The following is a 17,012-nucleotide window of genomic DNA, read 5'->3' as shown; positions in this document are numbered from 1 at the left end:
CAGGTCCTACTGTGAGTCAATCGCGCTTCAACCATGTCTTCCTCGCTCAGCGAGTCTCGCTGCTGCGGACCCTGGAGCGGATGGTCAACAACCACAGCACCGCCGAGGACCTCTTGCAGGAAACCTACCTGCGAGTGGCTCGCGCGTTGAGTGAACGGGCCATCGATCACCTCGAACCTTTCGTGTTTCAAACCGCCCGCAACCTGGCGCTGGACCATTTGCGCGCACGGCGCATTCAGTCCCGAACGCTGCTCGAAGACGTTCCGCTGGACGTCGTGCAAAGCATCGCGGCGCCGCTCAGCAGTGCCGAGGACGCCGCCCATGCCGAACAGATGCTCGAACGCTTGAACATCAGCCTCAACCAACTCAGCCCGCGCCAACAACAAATCTTCATCCTCAGCCGCCTGCACGGGCACAGCTATCTGGAGATCGCCGAGCAACTCAGTGTGTCCTTGAGCACCGTGCAAAAAGACCTGAAGCTGATCATGGCAATCTGCGTCGGTGTCGCTGATCGCCTCAACGAATAAGAGCAGCCGCAAGTTGTAAGCTTCAAGCTGCAAGAAAATCCCGAACCGCAATACTTGCCGCTTGAAGCTTGAAGCTTGAAACTGCCGGTCTGCAGACTCAGCCGAGGAACACCCGTGACGGACAGCCCACACTCCCACCCGCCAACCCCGGCGCGGGGCCCAGTCAGCAGCACCATGGATCAGGCGCTGGACTGGTTGATCGTGCTGGACAGTCCGAGCGAGCAACAAACCCGCGAATTCCACGACTGGCTCGCCGCCGACCCGGACAATGCCGAAGCATTCGCCAAGGCTCAGGCGATCTGGAACGGGCCGCAGGTCGCTCAGTGTGCACAGAGTTTGAACGCCTCCAAGCGCAAGGTCTCGCTGCCCGGTCGCCTGCGCCCGCACTGGAAACCGCTGGCCATGGCGGCCGTGTTGATACTTGGGCTGTTCAGTTTCAGCAACCTGCCGATGCGGATTCAGGCGGATCATCTGACCGTGGTCGGCGAGCGTCAGCGCCTGCAACTGGAGGACGGTTCGAAAGTCCTGCTCAACACCAATTCGGCGTTTTCCAGCACCATCAACGATCAGCAGCGCGTCGCCCGCCTGTATCAGGGCGAGGCCTATTTCGAGGTCGCGGCCAATCGCGGTCTGCCACTGGAAATCGACGCCGGCCCGGTCACGGCCAGCGTGCGCGACACCACCTTCGCCGTGCGTTATCTGGACGGCATAGCCCAGGTTCGCGTGCAGCGCGGCGATGTCGATTTACGCTCCAACCGCAACGATGCCCGCGTGCGCCTGAGCGCGGGCGAAAGCATCCGCATCGGCCCCAATGGCTTCGATCAACCGGCCAGACTCGACCCGGCAACCGATCTGGCCTGGGTCCAGGGCCGGCTGGTGTTTGAAAACTGCCCATTGAGCCAAGTGCTGGCCGAACTGCGCCGCTACTACCCGGGCTGGATCATCAATAACAACGAGCAGTTGGCCAACGTTGCGGTGACCGGCAATTACCGCCTCGACCAACCGCTGGACGTGGTCCGCTCGCTGGCTCACGTCACCTCGGCCAGGCTTCAGGAATTCCCGGCGCTGGTGATCCTGAATTAGGTCTTTCGGACTCAAATGAGAATTATTTTTACTCGATAGCAATCCCCCGTACGTCTCGTTATAGCCAATGCAATTGATTCGCATCTTCGATGTGGATCTGCACCTATAAGATTCGTGCGACACGGAGCGCTATCGATGTCCTCTCGCCTTACCCGCCGGTCCTCTTCACCTTCCCGCGTGCTGTCCCTGCTGACTGCCGCCATTCTGATGGCCGGCACTGCACCGGTCATGGCCGCCACCGCGACCCAACAACCAAGCCGTAACATGAGCGATTACACGTTCGCCATCGCCCAACAACCGTTAGTGTCGGCGCTCAACGCTTTCACCGCGGTCACCGGTTGGCAAGTTGGTCTGCCGGCAGAACTCGCTGAAGGTATCGCCTCGCCGGGTGTACACGGCGCGCTGACACCGGAAAAAGCCCTCGATCGCCTGTTGGTGGGGACCAACCTGAGCTATCGCAAGCTGGGCAATAACAACATCGTGCTGGAAAAACGCAGCGTCGGTGGCACCCTCGCCCTGCAGCAGATGACCATCAGCGCCACTCGTCAGGAACAGAGAGTCGACAGCGTGCCAAGCACCGTCACCGTGCACACGCGCGAAGAGCTGGACCGCAACAACGTCAACACCATCAAGGAACTGGTGCGTTACGAACCGGGTGTTTCGGTCGGCGGCACCGGCACCCGTGGCGGCATCAGCGGCTACAACATTCGCGGTATCGACGGTGACCGGATCCTGACGCAGGTCGATGGCGTCGAGGTGCCCAACGGTTTCTTCAACGGTCCGTACGCCAAGACCCAGCGCAACTACGTCGACCCGGAAATCATCAAGCGCGTGGAAATCCTCCGCGGCCCGGCTTCGGTGCTTTACGGCAGCAACGCCATCGGCGGCGCGGTCAGCTACTTCACCCTCGACCCGGACGACATCATCAAGCCGGGCAAAGACGTCGGCGCTCGCCTGAAGACCGGCTACAACTCGTCCGACGACAGCTGGTTGAAATCCGCCACTGTCGCAGGCCGTGCCGAGCAGTTCGACGGCCTGCTGCACTTCAGCCAGCGCGACGGTCATGAAACCGAATCCTTCGGCAGCAACAACGGCACGGGGCTCAATCGCACCGCCGCCAACCCGGAGGATGTACGCACCACCAACGTGCTGGCCAAAGCCGGCTGGAATTACGCCGATGACGCGCGCCTGGGCCTGACTTACGAGAAGTACAAGGACGACCGCGACACCGACCAGCAAAGCGCTATCGGTGGCCCGTTCAACAATGGCCAGCCAATGGGCATGTACCGCTCGCGCACCGGCAATGACACTGTTACTCGCGAACGCTTCGGCCTGGAAAACAATTTCGCCCTCGATTCCTTGCTGGTCGATCACCTCAAGTGGAGTCTGAACTACCAGATCGCCAAGACCGATCAGAGCACCCTGGAAAACTACTTCCCGTTCAGCCGCAACGTGATGCGTAGTCGCGAAACCCTCTATGAAGAACAACAGTGGGTATTCGACGCACAGCTCGATAAGGCCTTCAACATCGGTGAAACCGACCATTTGCTGACCTACGGCACCACCATCAAGCAGGAGAAAGTCACCGGCTCGCGCAGCGGTAGCGGCACCTGTCTGGCGGTTGGCCGTGGTTGCACAGCGATCGGCGCGATCAACCCTGCTGACGTGTTGAAGAAATCCAGCGACTTCCCGGACCCGACCATCAACACCTACAGCCTGTTCGCCCAGGATCAGATCAGCTGGAATAAGTGGACCTTCCTGCCAGGCCTGCGCTACGACTACACCCAGCTCAAGCCGCACATCACTCAGGAATTCCTCAACACCGTGGCCGCCGATGGCAAAGGCACGGTCAGCGACGAGAACAAGACCTGGCATCGCGTGTCGCCCAAGTTCGGCCTGACCTACGCCTTGACCGACAACTACACCTGGTATGGTCAGTACGCCGAAGGCTTCCGCACCCCGACCGCCAAAGCGCTGTACGGCCGTTTCGAGAACACCACTACCGGCTACCGAGTGGAACCGAACCCGAACCTGGGACCGGAGAAAAGCCAGAGCTACGAGACCGGCCTGCGCGGCAACTTCGAGTCCGGCCACTTCGATGTGGCGGTGTTCTATAACAAGTACCGCGACTTCATCAACGAAGACGCCGTCACTCCGGGCTACAACGAGCTGACGTTCCAGAGCAACAACATCAAGCACGCGACCATCAAGGGCGTGGAGCTCAAAGGTCGCCTGAACCTCGACACCTTCGGCGCACCGCAAGGCCTCTACACCCAGGGCTCGGTGGCTTACGCTCACGGACGCAACAACGACACCGGCGAACCGCTCAATGCAGTCAACCCGCTGACTGGCGTGTTCGGCCTGGGTTACGACCAGGAGAACTACGGCGCCTTGCTCAGCTGGACCCTGGTGCAGAAGAAAAACCTCGTCGACAGCAGCAGCTTCAAGTCGCCGGACGGCGTCAGCAGCCAGTTCAAGACGCCGGGTTACGGCATTCTTGATCTGAGCGGGTTCTACAAGGTGACCGACGACGTCACCGTCAGCGCAGGCGTGTACAACCTGGCCGACAAGAAATACTGGCAGTGGGACAACGTGCGCGGTTACGACAGCGTCGGCGAAGCCGCCGTGCTCAGCCCGGCCAACCTCGACCGCCTGACCGAGCCAGGCCGCAACTTCGCGATCAACCTGATCTGGGATATCTGATCCAGGCCGGCCTCACTGCGCTTTTTAGATCAAAGCGCAATGAGGTTTTTTTACTCTGTCGCGTCTTCTGGTTCGTCTAGTTACAACGCGCCTTTCATTCTCAAGGACTTCTTCATGACCGCCGCCCAAACCTCTGAACGCCCGAACCTGCGCTCACAACGTCTGAACCAGATAACAAACGAGCCGCACAGCAAGCTCGACGCACTGGTAAAAGCTCACGCACCGTTCGAAACCCAAGCCAATTTCGCCCGCTTCGTGGTTGCCCAGTACCTGTTCCAGTCGGAACTGGTGTCGCTGTACAACGACGCCGAGCTGATCGCCATCGTCCCGGACCTACCGGAACGCTGCCGCGCCGAAGCCGCCAAGGCTGACCTGGTCGACCTGGAAACAGATGTTCCGGCCCCCGTGGCCGGCGCCGTGAAAAACCCGAGCAAAGCGCAAGCACTCGGTTGGATCTTCGTTTCCGAAGGTTCGAAACTCGGGGCCGCGTTCCTGATCAAGCGTGCCGTTGGCCTGGGCCTGAGCGAAACCTTTGGTGCCCGTCATTTGGGAGAACCTGCCGGTGGTCGCGCCGAAGGCTGGAAGAGCTTCGTAAAAACCCTCGACGGTCTGACGTTCAGTGCCGAAGAAGAAGCGGCAGTCGAGAAAGGTGCGATTGATGCGTTCAACCGCTTCACCGTGCTGCTGGAACAGGCTTACGCCACAACCCCAGAGCTCGCCTGATTCAATCTTCCGGGTTCAACTGGCCTTGCTTTCTGTAGGAGCAAGGCTTGCCCGCGATGAAGGCGCCTCGGTTTTCCAGATAGACCGCGTTATCGTTCATCGCGGGCAAGCCTTGCTCCTACAGGTTATAGCTATCGACCTTATGACCCATTCATCCCTCGCCACCTCCAGACTCTCACGCCTCCTCTTTGGCCTGCTCGCCTACACCAGTCTGGCGCTGGGCCTGATCGCCATCGTCGTGCCGGGTCTGCCGACCACCGAGTTCATCCTGCTGGCCGCCTGGGCCGCCACCAAAAGTTCGCCGCGCTTGAGTGCCTGGCTGGAAAACCATCGCCTGTTCGGACCGATCCTGAGCAACTGGCGCAACGGTAAAATCATCGCCCGCCGGGCCAAGGTCAGCGCCACCGTCAGCATGCTGCTGTGCGCCGGATTGATGCTGGTGATGCTCGACCACGGCTGGCCGATCTACCTGGCCATCGCCGGCATGAGCCTGGGAAACCTGTGGATCTGGTCGCGACCGGAATCGTTGCCGCAAGCCTCCTGAACAGCAGCCCCCTCGCCACAATTGTTTTATGCTCAACCCTCTCTTCCGGAGGGCCTTCGATGACTGATTTTCTGACGTCCATTCAAGCCGCGCTCGGCTTGCCCGCTACCACCGTCGCCTTCACCTCGACCGGCGCCCTGCCCTCGGCGTTTGCCGTGACGGATCTCGCCTGCGCCAGCATCGCGGCTGCCGGTCAGGCCGTCAGTGAACTGCTGCAGCAACAGACCGGTCGATTGCCGCCCCTTGAAGTCGACCGTCGTCTCGCCTCCTTCTGGTTCGCCACCTCGATCCGCCCGATTGGCTGGAGCGTGCCACCGCTGTGGGACCCCATCGCAGGTGACTACACAACCCACGACGGCTGGATTCGCCTGCACACCAACGCCCCTCATCACCGCAATGCTGCCGAACAGGTGTTGGGACACTGCTTTGATCGAGCGGCGATGGCCGCGAAAGTCGCTCAATGGGCCAAAAGCGATCTGGAACACGCGGTGGTCGAGGCTGGCGGTTGCGCAGCCGAAATGCGCTCATGGCAACAATGGCAGTCCCACCCTCAAGGGTTGGCCGTCAACGCCGAGCCGCTGATTCAGTTTTCCACCAGCAACAGCGAGCGCTCAAACGCCTGGCGAGGCTCGATCGCGCAACCGCTGGCGGGCATCAAGGTGCTGGACCTGACTCGCGTCCTCGCTGGCCCCGTTGCCAGTCGCTTTCTCGCCGGCTTGGGCGCCGATGTACTGCGCATCGATCCGCCGCAGTGGAACGAACCCGGTGTGATTCCGGAAGTCACCCTGGGCAAACGCTGCGCCCGCCTGGACCTGCACAACAACGCCGACCGCGCAGTATTCGAAAGTCTGCTCAAGGACGCCGACATCCTGCTTCACGGCTACCGTGCCAACGCCCTGGAACACCTCGGCTACGGCACCGCCGAACGGCAGATACTCGCCCCCGGCCTGATCGACATTTGCCTGAATGCGTACGGCTGGAGCGGTCCTTGGCAAAACCGCCGTGGCTTCGACAGCCTGGTGCAAATGAGCAGCGGCATCGCCGAGGCGGGGATGGGTTGGAAGCATGCGGACAAACCCGCGCCGTTGCCGGTTCAAGCGCTGGACCACGCCACTGGTTATCTGATGGCGGCCAGTTCGATCAAGGCGTTGACTGAGCGGTTGAGGAGCGGGCACGGCAGCTCAGCGCGATTATCGCTAGCGCGCACGGCGAAGTTGCTGGTTGAACAGGGAGCGGGGGCGGATGAGGCGTTGCAGGCGGAAGATGATAACGATCAGGGAATGTTGGTTGAGCAAACAGTCTGGGGCCCGGCGCATCGATTGCAGGTGCCGCTGAAGATTACGGGGACACCGTTGCAGTGGGCTATTCCGGCCGGGGAATTGGGTTCCCATCGCGCACAGTGGTGGTGATTGTGAAATAGCTATCGCGAGCAGGCTCGCTCCCACATAGGTCTGATGTGGTCACACCATTTGTGATCACCACACATCAAAGGTGGGAGCGAGCCTGCTCGCGATGACGACCGAACAGTCAACGCAACTATCGGATCAGCTTCAGTCCGAACGACTCAACGACGTCCAAAGCACCTGTGCCGCATAGGCTCGACACGGTCGCCAGGCCTCGGCGCGGGCCAACAACTCACGCGCTGTAACCGGCCCGCCTTCCAGCGCCGCCAGCGCATTGATCAGCCCCACATCTCCCGACGGAAACGCGTCCGGCTCGCGCAACTGGCGCAAGGCGATGTACTGCGCCGTCCAGTCGCCAATCCCGTGCAACACCAACAGCCGCGCAACGCCGCCGTCCCGATTCGATTCAAACAACAAGGGATCGTCAAGCAACGCCTGCGCCACGCCAGACAGCGTCCGCCCACGGCTTTTCGGCATTCCTAACGTTGCCAGATCAGCTGCCGCCAACACCGCAGCTTCAGGAAACACATGAGTCAATCCAGACAACGGCGGAGACAACGCTTCGCCATATTGGGCGACAAGCTTGCCCGCCAGTTTGATTGCAGCACTGACCGTGATCTGCTGACCCAGCACCGCGCGAATCGCCAGTTCCAGCCCGTCCCACGCCCCCGGCACTCGCAGACCGGGACGCTCGGCAATCAACCTTGCCATCAACGGATCAACCGCCAGTTGCTGATGGACGCGCGGCAGATCCGCGTCCAGATCAAACATCCGCCGCAACCGCGCAATGATCTCAGGCGCGGCTGACGCATCAGGAAAATCCAGCCTCACTTCAAGCGCATCACCGGCCGCAGGCGTAATCGAAAACGTACCGTACACACCGTTCAGGCTGATGCTGCGCGAGTACACACCATCGACCACGCTCTCCAATCCGGCAATCGCTCGTGCTGACAAGAAGCCGAGCATCGCCGGCCAGTCATAAGGCGGTGGGTATTCGAGCAACAGCCTCACAGCGACAGCACGCCGCCAGTCATCGAGCCGACCACCACGCCGAGTCGAAGCTTTTGCACCGGTTGCGACATCCTTACTTCTCCAATCGACTGTTTGTCATGTTTTGAAAACATAACAAGTGTTCATTCCATTAAATATGCAGCGTGGCATGACGTTAATCAGATAACGGCAAAAATAACGCTTATTTAAAACTTTCTCATCTATGCCACAGAGGCATTTGGCCAGTTTTGTGGATCATTCCAGATAAATCAATTCTGTACTGAAAACAGCCGCTAAAAATTTGCACATTCTGAGAAACCAACTAGCTTCAAGTCCGCTGCAATAGGACCCATTCCCGTTTGATCTATGTCGAGGCCTCTGGAACAGGCTTCTTGCGGCACGCACGCGCTATTTCGGAAGTATTCATAAGTCATTCATTAACAATGGAATGTGACCATGAACTGATCCAGATCAGCTGCTCTATCAGTTAGCAGATTTATTCTGTGGTCTCTCTTCTCCGGCAATGGAGTCATGCAATGTCTGAATCTCCCGGAACACTACGACTCGGCGCCTTAGTCGCACTGGTAGTAGGTTCAATGATTGGTGGCGGGATATTCTCTTTGCCGCAAAACATGGCCGCCAGTGCCGACGTCGGTGCGGTACTGATTGGCTGGGCCATCACCGCAGTGGGCATGCTGACCCTCGCGTTCGTCTTCCAGACCCTCGCCAACCGCAAGCCTGACCTCGATGGCGGTGTCTACGCCTACGCCAAGGCCGGTTTCGGCGACTACATGGGTTTCTCGTCCGCCTGGGGGTACTGGATCAGCGCCTGGCTGGGTAACGTCGGCTACTTCGTTCTGCTGTTCAGCACCCTGGGTTACTTCTTCCCGATCTTCGGCGAAGGCAACACCGTCGCGGCAGTGATCGGTGCTTCCGTGCTGCTGTGGGCCGTGCACTTTTTGGTGCTGCGCGGGATCAAAGAGGCCGCGTTCATCAACCTGGTGACCACAATCGCCAAGGTCGTGCCGCTGCTGCTGTTCGTATTGATCGCGGTGTTCGCGTTCAAACTGGACATCTTCACCGCCGACATCTGGGGCATCAAAAACCCCAGCCTGGGCAGCGTGATGAACCAGGTGCGCAACATGATGCTGGTCACCGTCTGGGTGTTCATCGGCATCGAAGGCGCGAGCATCTTCTCGGCCCGCGCCGAAAAACGTTCGGATGTCGGTAAAGCCACCGTGATCGGCTTCATCACCGTGCTGCTGTTCCTGGTGCTGGTGAACGTGCTGTCGCTGGGCATCATGACTCAGCCTGCACTGGCCAAACTGCAGAACCCGTCGATGGCTGCCGTGCTTGAACATGTGGTCGGTCACTGGGGCGCGGTGCTGATCAGCGTCGGCCTGATCATTTCCTTGCTCGGTGCGCTGCTGTCGTGGGTGCTGCTGTGTGCGGAGATCATGTTCGCCGCTGCCAAAGACCACACCATGCCGGAGTTTTTGCGCAAGGAGAACGCCAACCACGTGCCGGTCAACGCCCTGTGGCTGACCAATGCGATGGTCCAGGTGTTCCTCATCATCACTCTGTTCTCCGCCAGCACTTACCTGTCGCTGATCTACCTCGCCACCTCGATGATTCTGGTGCCTTACCTGTGGTCGGCGGCCTACGCGCTGCTGTTGGCGGTACGCGGCGAGAGCTACGAAAACGCCCTGGCCGAACGCAGGAAAGACCTGATCATCGGCGCCATCTCGCTGATCTACGCGATCTGGCTGTTGTACGCAGGCGGCATCAAATACCTGCTGCTGTCCGCCCTGCTCTATGCCCCCGGCGCGATCCTGTTCGCCAAGGCCAAACGCGAGTTGGGCAAACCGGTTTTCACCACCGTCGAGAAGCTGATTTTCGTCGCGGTAGTCATTGGCGCCCTGGTGGCGGCCTATGGGCTCTACGACGGCTTCCTGACCCTGTAGCACCCGCTTGGAACACTCGACTGTTTTGTTATCTGGAGGATCTGTAATGACCACGGAAAAAGTTAAGTACGGCGTACATTCCGAAGCCGGCAAACTGCGCAAAGTCATGGTTTGCTCCCCAGGCCTGGCTCACCAGCGGCTGACCCCGAACAACTGTGACGAACTGCTTTTCGATGATGTGCTGTGGGTTGCCCAGGCCAAGCGTGACCATTTCGACTTCGTCACCAAGATGCGTGAGCGTGATATCGATGTGCTGGAAATGCACAACCTGCTGACCGACATCGTCGCCAATCCAGAAGCCCTGGACTGGATCCTGGAGCGTAAAATCACTGCCAACCAGGTGGGTCTGGGCCTGGTTCACGAAGTCAGCTCCTGGCTGCGCAGCCTGGAACCGCGCAAAGTCGCCGAGTTCCTGATCGGCGGCGTGTCGGCCGATGACCTGCCAAACAGCTTCGGTGGCAAGACCATCGAAATGTTCCGCGACTTCCTCGGCCACTCCAGCTTCATTCTGCCACCGCTGCCAAATACCCAGTTCACCCGCGATACCACCTGCTGGATCTATGGCGGCGTCACGCTGAACCCGATGTACTGGCCGGCGCGCCGCCAGGAAACCCTGCTGGCCAGCGCCATCTACAAGTTCCACCCCGAGTTCACCAACGCCGACTTCCAGGTCTGGTACGGCGACCCGGATCAGGAGCACGGCAACGCCACGCTGGAAGGCGGCGACGTGATGCCCATCGGTAACGGCGTGGTGTTGATCGGCATGGGCGAGCGCTCGTCTCGTCAGGCCATCGGCCAGCTGGCACTGAACCTGTTCAAGCACAAAGCGGTTGAGCGCGTGATTGTCGCCGGCCTACCGAAATCCCGCGCCGCGATGCACCTGGACACCGTGTTCAGCTTCTGCGACCGCGACCTGGTGACGATCTTCCCGGAAGTGGTGAACCAGATCGTTGCCTTCACCCTGCGCCCTGATGAAAGCAAACAGGGCGGCATCGATATCCGTCGCGAAGAAACCAGCTTCCTCGACACCGTGGCCACCGCGCTCAACCTCAAAGCCCTGCGCGTCGTCGAAACCGGCGGCAACAGCTTTGCCGCCGAACGCGAACAGTGGGACGACGGCAACAACGTCGTGGCCGTGGAGCCAGGCATGGTGATCGGTTACGACCGCAACACCTACACCAACACCCTGCTGCGCAAGGCCGGTATCGAGGTCATCACCATCAGCGCCGGCGAACTCGGCCGCGGCCGTGGCGGCGGCCACTGCATGACCTGCCCGATCATCCGCGACCCAATCGACTATTAATCGTCAAACCTTGGCTGAGGCTTACAGAGCACCGGCCTTGGGGATAACCGAAACCAAAGGAGATCCACATCATGGCTTTCAACATGCGTAATCGCAGCCTGCTGAGTTTGATGCACCATACCAATCGCGAGCTGCACTACCTGCTGGACCTGTCCCGCGACCTGAAACGCGCCAAGTACACCGGCACCGAACAGCCGCACCTCAAAGGCAAGAACATCGCGCTGATCTTCGAAAAAACTTCGACCCGCACCCGTTGCGCCTTCGAAGTCGCGGCCCATGACCAGGGTGCTCACGTCACCTACATCGACCCGGTGTCATCGCAAATCGGCCACAAGGAAAGCATGAAAGACACCGCCCGCGTTCTCGGTCGGATGTTCGATGCGATCGAGTACCGTGGCTTCGAACAGGAAATCGTCGAAGAGCTGGCCAAGTTCGCTGGCGTGCCGGTGTTCAACGGCCTGACCGCTGAATTCCACCCGACCCAAATGATCGCCGACACCCTGACCATGCGCGAGCACAGCGACAAGCCGCTGCATGACATCAGCTACGCCTACCTCGGTGACGCCCGCTACAACATGGGTAACTCGCTGCTGATGATCGGCGCCAAACTCGGCATGGACGTGCGCATCGGCGCACCGAAAGCGCTGTGGCCACATCAGGACTTCATCGATCAGTGCAAAGCCTTCGCCATCGATAGCGGTGCACGCATCACCATCACCGAAGACCCAAAAGAAGCGGTCAAGGGCGTGGACTTCATCCACACCGACATCTGGGTGTCGATGGGTGAACCGGTCGAAGCGTGGGACGAGCGTATCGAGCAATTGATGCCGTACCAGGTCAACGCCAAAATGATGAAAGCCTCGGGCAACCCTCGGGTGAAATTCATGCACTGCCTGCCGGCGTTCCACAACAGCGAAACCAAGGTCGGCAAGGACATCGCGGCGCGTTATCCGCACCTGGCCAACGGCGTTGAAGTAACCGAGGAGGTCTTCGAGTCGCCCGCCAACATCGCCTTCGAGCAAGCGGAAAACCGCATGCACACCATCAAGGCGATTCTGGTCTCGGCGCTGGCTGATATCTAAAAGGCTGAGCACTATTTTGTGAACAGCCACTGCCCCTGTAGGAGCAAGGCTTGCCCGCGATTGGGGCACCGTGGTGTATCAGACTCGCCGCCATCGCGGGCAAGCCTTGCTCCTACAGGGGATCACCGAATTCTGAAAGGATTGCATTATGCGTATCGTCGTTGCACTGGGCGGTAACGCCCTGCTCCGCCGTGGTGAACCCATGACCGCGGACAACCAACGCGCCAACATCCGGATCGCCACCGAACAGATCGCCAAAATCCATCCTGGCAATCAACTGGTGATCGCTCACGGCAATGGCCCGCAAGTCGGTCTGTTGTCGCTGCAAGCGGCGGCCTACACCTCCGTTTCCCCCTACCCGCTGGACGTGCTCGGTGCCGAAACCGAAGGCATGATCGGCTACATCATCGAACAGGAACTGGGCAATCTGCTGGACTTCGAAGTGCCGTTCGCGACCCTGCTGACTCAGGTCGAAGTCGACGCCAAGGACCCGGCCTTCAAGAACCCGAGCAAACCCATCGGCCCGGTCTACTCCAAGGCCGAAGCCGAGGCGCTGGCCGCTGAAAAAGGCTGGGCGATTGCCCCGGACGGCGACAAGTTCCGCCGTGTGGTCGCCAGCCCGAAACCCAAGCGCATTTTCGAAATCCGCCCGATCAAGTGGCTGCTGGACAAAGGCAGCATCGTGATTTGCGCGGGCGGTGGCGGCATCCCGACGATGTACGACGAAAACCGCAAGCTCAAGGGCGTGGAAGCAGTCATCGACAAGGACCTGTGCTCGGCGCTGCTGGCCGAACAGCTCGAAAGTGAGTTGCTGGTGATCGCCACCGACGTCAACGCCGCGTTTATCGACTTCGGCAAGCCGACCCAGAAAGCCATCGCCCAGGCCCATCCGGACGAAATCGAAAAACTCGGCTTCGCGGCCGGCTCCATGGGCCCGAAAGTCCAGGCGGCCTGCGAGTTCGCCCGCAACACTGGCAAAGTCGCGGTGATCGGTTCACTCTCGGACATCGAAGCGATCGTCCAGGGCAAGGCCGGCACCCGTATCAGTACGGCTAAACCTGGTATCACTTACCTATAAAAACAGCCGGGGCAGGCCTCATGCCTGCCCCGCTTCAATGCCTTTGAAGGAGGCGCCCATGGCCACGTTCGAGCCCGGTCACTTGCACATCGAGCGCCACGCACTGAACAAGGACGACTTCAGCTACAACCTGTGCATTGACTATGAGGTCGCAACAGATCCCAAGGAAGGCACAGGCATGCTCTTCAAGCTGCATGGCTCGGTCGAAGGCAAGGACCTGAAGGAAGAATTCTTTCTGCCCAAAGACCAGGCCTTCGACTTTGCCCGACACGCCACGCGCATCGCACAGAAATACGGCATGCCCAAGACTGCCAGCATCGGCTCGCTGCACAAGTATTACGACGAGATGTTCGAAGACGTACGCGCACAACTGCACGTCAAATCCGGGGATCCGGTGAAGCCTGAACATCTGGAGTAACCCATAACCTGTAGGAGCAAAGCTTGCTCGCGATGCAGGCACTGCGGTGTAACTGATACACCGCGTGATCGTTCATCGCGAGCAAGCTTTGCTCCTACAATTTGATTGCGAATTTCACCTGACACCCCGCTCCAAGGCATACTTGCCACCCTCCGCACTCCAGAACACTGAACCGCCCCATGCGTATCCACGTCAGCTTCATCGACCGCGTCGGTATCACCCAGGAAGTCCTGGCCTTGCTCGGTGGGCGCAATCTCAATCTGGATGCGGTGGAAATGGTTCCACCGAACGTTTACATCGACGCTCCGACCCTCAGCCCGCAAGTGCTTGAAGAACTGCGCGATGCGCTGTTCAGCGTGCGCGGCGTGCAGGCGGTGACGGTGGTCGACATCCTTCCCGGCCAGCGGCGGCACTTGCAACTCGACGCGTTGCTGGCGGCGATGACCGACCCAGTGCTGGCCCTCGATAGCGCCGGCAACGTGTTGCTGGCCAACCCGGCACTGATCGCCTTGTACGGCCGTGAGCCGGCCGGGGAAAGCGTTGCCGAGCTGTTCGCCGACCCGTCGCTGCTGGAAACGTTGCTGGAGCACGGCTTCCGTCTGCCGCTGCGCGAGATCACCGTCAACGGCCAGACCTTGCTGCTGGATGCTACGCCCATCACCGACGCCGGCGCCCTGCTGACCTTGTATCAACCCAATCGCATCGGTGAACAACTGTCGGCGTTGCACCACGATCACGCCGAAGGTTTCGATGCGTTGCTCGGTGAATCCCCGGCAATTCGTACCCTCAAGGCCCGTGCGCAACGCGTGGCGGCGCTCGATGCACCGCTGCTGATCCAGGGTGAAACCGGCACCGGTAAAGAACTGGTGGCCCGCGCCTGCCATGCGATCAGCGCCCGGCACAGCGCGCCGTTTCTGGCGTTGAACTGCGCGGCACTGCCGGAGAACCTCGCCGAAAGCGAGCTGTTCGGCTACGCCCCTGGCGCCTTCACCGGCGCTCAACGTGGCGGTAAGCCAGGCCTGATGGAACTGGCCAACCAGGGCACGGTATTCCTCGACGAGATCGGCGAAATGTCGCCGTACTTGCAGGCCAAATTGCTGCGGTTCCTCAACGATGGCAGCTTCCGCCGCGTGGGTGGCGATCGTGAGGTCAAGGTCAACGTGCGGATCCTCAGCGCGACCCACCGCGACCTGGAAAAAATGGTCAGCGAAGGCACATTCCGCGAGGATCTGTTCTACCGCCTCAACGTGCTCAACGTCGAAGTCCCACCGCTGCGCGAGCGCGGTCAGGACATTCTGCTGCTGGCGCGCTACTTCATGCAGCAAGCCTGCGCGCAGATCCAGCGCCCGGTTTGTCGCCTCGCTCCTGGAACCTATCCAGCCCTGCTCGGCAACCGCTGGCCGGGCAACGTGCGGCAACTGCAGAACGTGATCTTCCGCGCCGCGGCCATTTGCGAAAGCAGCCTGGTGGACATCGGCGACCTGGACATCGCCGGCACCTCCGTGGCGCGCCAAAGCGACACCGAAGTCGACAGCCTGGAACAGGCCGTGGAAGCATTCGAGAAAACCCTGCTGGAAAAGCTCTACGTCAACTACCCCTCGACCCGCCAACTGGCCAGCCGTCTGCAAACCTCCCACACCGCCATCGCCCATCGATTGCGCAAATACGGCATTCCCGGCAAGTCTTGAGGTTATCGCTTTTCGTAGGAGCAAGGCTTGCCCGCGATTCAGGCGATGAGGTACGCCAGATGCACCGCGTTATCGTTCATCGCGGGCAAGCCTTGCTCCTACGAAGAGCGTCAAAAGCGACCTCCATCTGTACTGAATGCGCTACAGCGGAACGATTTCGCTACACCCTCATTTAAACTACGCTACGCAAGGCTTTGATCCCCATAGGCTTTTTTTCTTGCCTCAAGCTGTAGCGATTTCGCTACAGTCGCGTTTTTCAGTTCGCCGGAAATAATAAGTAACTTATTGATTTATAACAAATAAAAAACCTTGGCCGCGTTCTTGCAAAGCATCTGACCATTCAGCTCTGCACTGCACGAGCATTCAATCGCGTCCACCAGACGAGTCTGGCCCCTGAGGAGTTTCCATGAGCGAGTTGCGTTTTACTGAAGATCACGAATGGCTGCGCACCGAAGCTGACGGCAGCGTTACGGTCGGCATCACCGCCTTCGCACAGAACGCCTTGGGCGACGTGGTCTACGTGCAACTGCCAGAACTGCAGTCCTACGACAAAGGCGCCGAAGCCGCCACCGTTGAGTCGGTAAAGGCTGCCAGCGGCGTGTACATGCCATTGGACGGTGAAGTGGTCGACACCAACCCGGCCCTCAACGACAGCCCTGAACTGGTCAACGAAGATCCGCTGGGCCAAGGCTGGTTCTTCCGCTTCAAGCCAACCGACGCCTCGGCTGTCGCCAAACTGCTGGATCAGGACGCTTACGACCGTCTGATCAAAGCCAACGCCGAAGCCTGAGGAGAGCGCACATGACTCAAGTACCTTCTGTTTCTGTAAATGTGAGCACCGCCAACGAATTCATCGCGCGCCACATCGGCCCGCGTTCGGGCGATGAGCAAGCCATGCTCAACAGCCTCGGCTTTGATTCCCTGGAAGCCCTGAGCGCCAGCGTCATCCCGGACAGCATCAAAGGCACCAGCGTGCTCGATCTGGGCGCAGGCCTTAGCGAAGCCGATGCACTGGCTTCGATCAAAGCCATCGCCGCCAAGAACCAACTGTTCAAGACCTATATCGGCCAGGGCTACTATGGCACCCACACGCCGTCGCCGATCCTGCGCAACCTGCTGGAAAACCCGGCCTGGTACACCGCGTACACCCCGTACCAGCCAGAAATTTCCCAGGGTCGTCTGGAAGCACTGCTGAACTTCCAGACCCTGATCAGCGACCTGACGGGCCTGCCGATCGCCAACGCTTCCTTGCTCGACGAAGCCACCGCCGCTGCCGAAGCCATGACCTTCTGCAAACGCCTGAGCAAGAACAAAAGCAGCCACGCCTTCTTCGCCTCCGCCCACTGCCACCCGCAAACCCTCGACGTGCTGCGCACCCGCGCCGAGCCGTTGGGCATTGACGTAGTCGTCGGCGACGAGCGCGAACTGACGGATGTCAGCGCATTCTTCGGCGCGCTGCTGCAATACCCGGCGAGCAACGGTGACCTGTTCGACTATCGCGAACTG

Annotated in this window: 14 protein-coding genes and 1 pseudogene; 14 read left to right on the top strand and 1 reads right to left on the bottom strand. The window is 60.0% G+C overall.

What is annotated here, in order from left to right; all coding sequences use genetic code 11:
- Window positions 1-11: 11 nt before the first annotated feature.
- The 6 genes from ACIPIN_RS15575 to ACIPIN_RS15550 all read left to right on the top strand — a co-directional run bounded on the left by ACIPIN_RS15575 (window position 12) and on the right by ACIPIN_RS15550 (window position 6,989).
- Window positions 12-527: an RNA polymerase sigma factor gene (locus ACIPIN_RS15575; RefSeq protein WP_401119996.1), complete on the top strand. Its 516-nt coding sequence runs from the start codon at window positions 12-14 to the stop codon at window positions 525-527.
- Between the two features lie 114 nt (window positions 528-641).
- Window positions 642-1,610: a FecR family protein gene (locus ACIPIN_RS15570; RefSeq protein WP_401119994.1), complete on the top strand. Its 969-nt coding sequence runs from the start codon at window positions 642-644 to the stop codon at window positions 1,608-1,610.
- A gap of 135 nt (window positions 1,611-1,745) precedes the next feature.
- Entirely contained in the window at window positions 1,746-4,313 is a 2,568-nt protein-coding gene (locus ACIPIN_RS15565) for a TonB-dependent receptor (protein WP_401119992.1), read from the top strand.
- A gap of 114 nt (window positions 4,314-4,427) precedes the next feature.
- On the top strand, window positions 4,428-5,036 hold the full coding sequence (locus ACIPIN_RS15560; protein WP_401119991.1) for a biliverdin-producing heme oxygenase: 609 nt from the start codon (window positions 4,428-4,430) through the stop codon (window positions 5,034-5,036).
- A gap of 142 nt (window positions 5,037-5,178) precedes the next feature.
- The gene (locus ACIPIN_RS15555; RefSeq protein ID WP_401119990.1) at window positions 5,179-5,580 is read left to right on the top strand and encodes a YbaN family protein; all 402 of its coding nucleotides are present in this window, start codon (window positions 5,179-5,181) and stop codon (window positions 5,578-5,580) included.
- 59 nt (window positions 5,581-5,639) lie between these two features.
- Complete coding sequence (locus ACIPIN_RS15550; protein WP_401119989.1) at window positions 5,640-6,989, top strand: CoA transferase; 1,350 nt, start codon at window positions 5,640-5,642, stop codon at window positions 6,987-6,989.
- A gap of 141 nt (window positions 6,990-7,130) precedes the next feature.
- Here the strand turns inward: ACIPIN_RS15550 and ACIPIN_RS15545 are convergent, their stop codons facing one another.
- A complete protein-coding gene (locus ACIPIN_RS15545) occupies window positions 7,131-7,994 on the bottom strand; it encodes a DNA-3-methyladenine glycosylase family protein (protein ID WP_401119988.1) in 864 nt (287 codons plus the stop codon).
- Between the two features lie 515 nt (window positions 7,995-8,509).
- Between ACIPIN_RS15545 and arcD the strand changes: the two genes are divergently transcribed.
- The 8 genes and pseudogenes from arcD to ACIPIN_RS15505 all read left to right on the top strand — a co-directional run.
- Entirely contained in the window at window positions 8,510-9,937 is a 1,428-nt protein-coding gene (gene arcD / locus ACIPIN_RS15540; protein ID WP_401119987.1) for an arginine-ornithine antiporter, read from the top strand.
- A gap of 46 nt (window positions 9,938-9,983) precedes the next feature.
- A complete protein-coding gene (gene arcA, locus ACIPIN_RS15535; protein WP_401119986.1) occupies window positions 9,984-11,240 on the top strand; it encodes an arginine deiminase in 1,257 nt (418 codons plus the stop codon).
- 71 nt (window positions 11,241-11,311) lie between these two features.
- Entirely contained in the window at window positions 11,312-12,322 is a 1,011-nt protein-coding gene (locus tag ACIPIN_RS15530; protein WP_262116591.1) for an ornithine carbamoyltransferase, read from the top strand.
- Window positions 12,323-12,470: 148 nt separating this feature from the next.
- Window positions 12,471-13,400 carry a carbamate kinase gene (arcC, locus tag ACIPIN_RS15525; RefSeq protein ID WP_401119985.1) on the top strand — a complete coding sequence of 310 codons (930 nt, stop codon included), beginning with the start codon at window positions 12,471-12,473 and terminating at the stop codon, window positions 13,398-13,400.
- A gap of 58 nt (window positions 13,401-13,458) precedes the next feature.
- Window positions 13,459-13,818 carry a DUF5064 family protein gene (locus ACIPIN_RS15520; protein ID WP_401119984.1) on the top strand — a complete coding sequence of 120 codons (360 nt, stop codon included), beginning with the start codon at window positions 13,459-13,461 and terminating at the stop codon, window positions 13,816-13,818.
- Between the two features lie 179 nt (window positions 13,819-13,997).
- Window positions 13,998-15,506: a sigma-54-dependent transcriptional regulator gene (locus ACIPIN_RS15515; RefSeq protein ID WP_401119983.1), complete on the top strand. Its 1,509-nt coding sequence runs from the start codon at window positions 13,998-14,000 to the stop codon at window positions 15,504-15,506.
- A 406-nt stretch (window positions 15,507-15,912) separates the two neighbouring features.
- Window positions 15,913-16,296: a glycine cleavage system protein GcvH gene (gene gcvH / locus ACIPIN_RS15510; protein ID WP_401119981.1), complete on the top strand. Its 384-nt coding sequence runs from the start codon at window positions 15,913-15,915 to the stop codon at window positions 16,294-16,296.
- Window positions 16,297-16,307: 11 nt separating this feature from the next.
- Window positions 16,308-17,012, top strand: a pseudogene (locus ACIPIN_RS15505) (glycine dehydrogenase (aminomethyl-transferring)); the annotation flags it as partial.

Origin of the sequence: Pseudomonas sp. NPDC087697 (assembly GCF_044743155.1) — a bacterium.
Taxonomy (GTDB): Bacteria; Pseudomonadota; Gammaproteobacteria; order Pseudomonadales; family Pseudomonadaceae; genus Aquipseudomonas.
The sequence above is the reverse complement of the archived record's forward strand: the minus strand, read 5'-3'. Positions and strand labels throughout refer to the sequence as shown.

Coding starts and splice junctions, on each gene's coding strand:
- ACIPIN_RS15565 (WP_401119992.1), top strand. CDS start 1,746: ATGTCCTCTCGCCTTACCCGCCGGTCCTCTTCACCTTCCCGCGTGCTG.
- ACIPIN_RS15560 (WP_401119991.1), top strand. CDS start 4,428: ATGACCGCCGCCCAAACCTCTGAACGCCCGAACCTGCGCTCACAACGT.
- ACIPIN_RS15555 (WP_401119990.1), top strand. CDS start 5,179: ATGACCCATTCATCCCTCGCCACCTCCAGACTCTCACGCCTCCTCTTT.
- ACIPIN_RS15550 (WP_401119989.1), top strand. CDS start 5,640: ATGACTGATTTTCTGACGTCCATTCAAGCCGCGCTCGGCTTGCCCGCT.
- arcD (WP_401119987.1), top strand. CDS start 8,510: ATGTCTGAATCTCCCGGAACACTACGACTCGGCGCCTTAGTCGCACTG.
- arcA (WP_401119986.1), top strand. CDS start 9,984: ATGACCACGGAAAAAGTTAAGTACGGCGTACATTCCGAAGCCGGCAAA.
- ACIPIN_RS15530 (WP_262116591.1), top strand. CDS start 11,312: ATGGCTTTCAACATGCGTAATCGCAGCCTGCTGAGTTTGATGCACCAT.
- arcC (WP_401119985.1), top strand. CDS start 12,471: ATGCGTATCGTCGTTGCACTGGGCGGTAACGCCCTGCTCCGCCGTGGT.
- ACIPIN_RS15520 (WP_401119984.1), top strand. CDS start 13,459: ATGGCCACGTTCGAGCCCGGTCACTTGCACATCGAGCGCCACGCACTG.
- ACIPIN_RS15515 (WP_401119983.1), top strand. CDS start 13,998: ATGCGTATCCACGTCAGCTTCATCGACCGCGTCGGTATCACCCAGGAA.
- gcvH (WP_401119981.1), top strand. CDS start 15,913: ATGAGCGAGTTGCGTTTTACTGAAGATCACGAATGGCTGCGCACCGAA.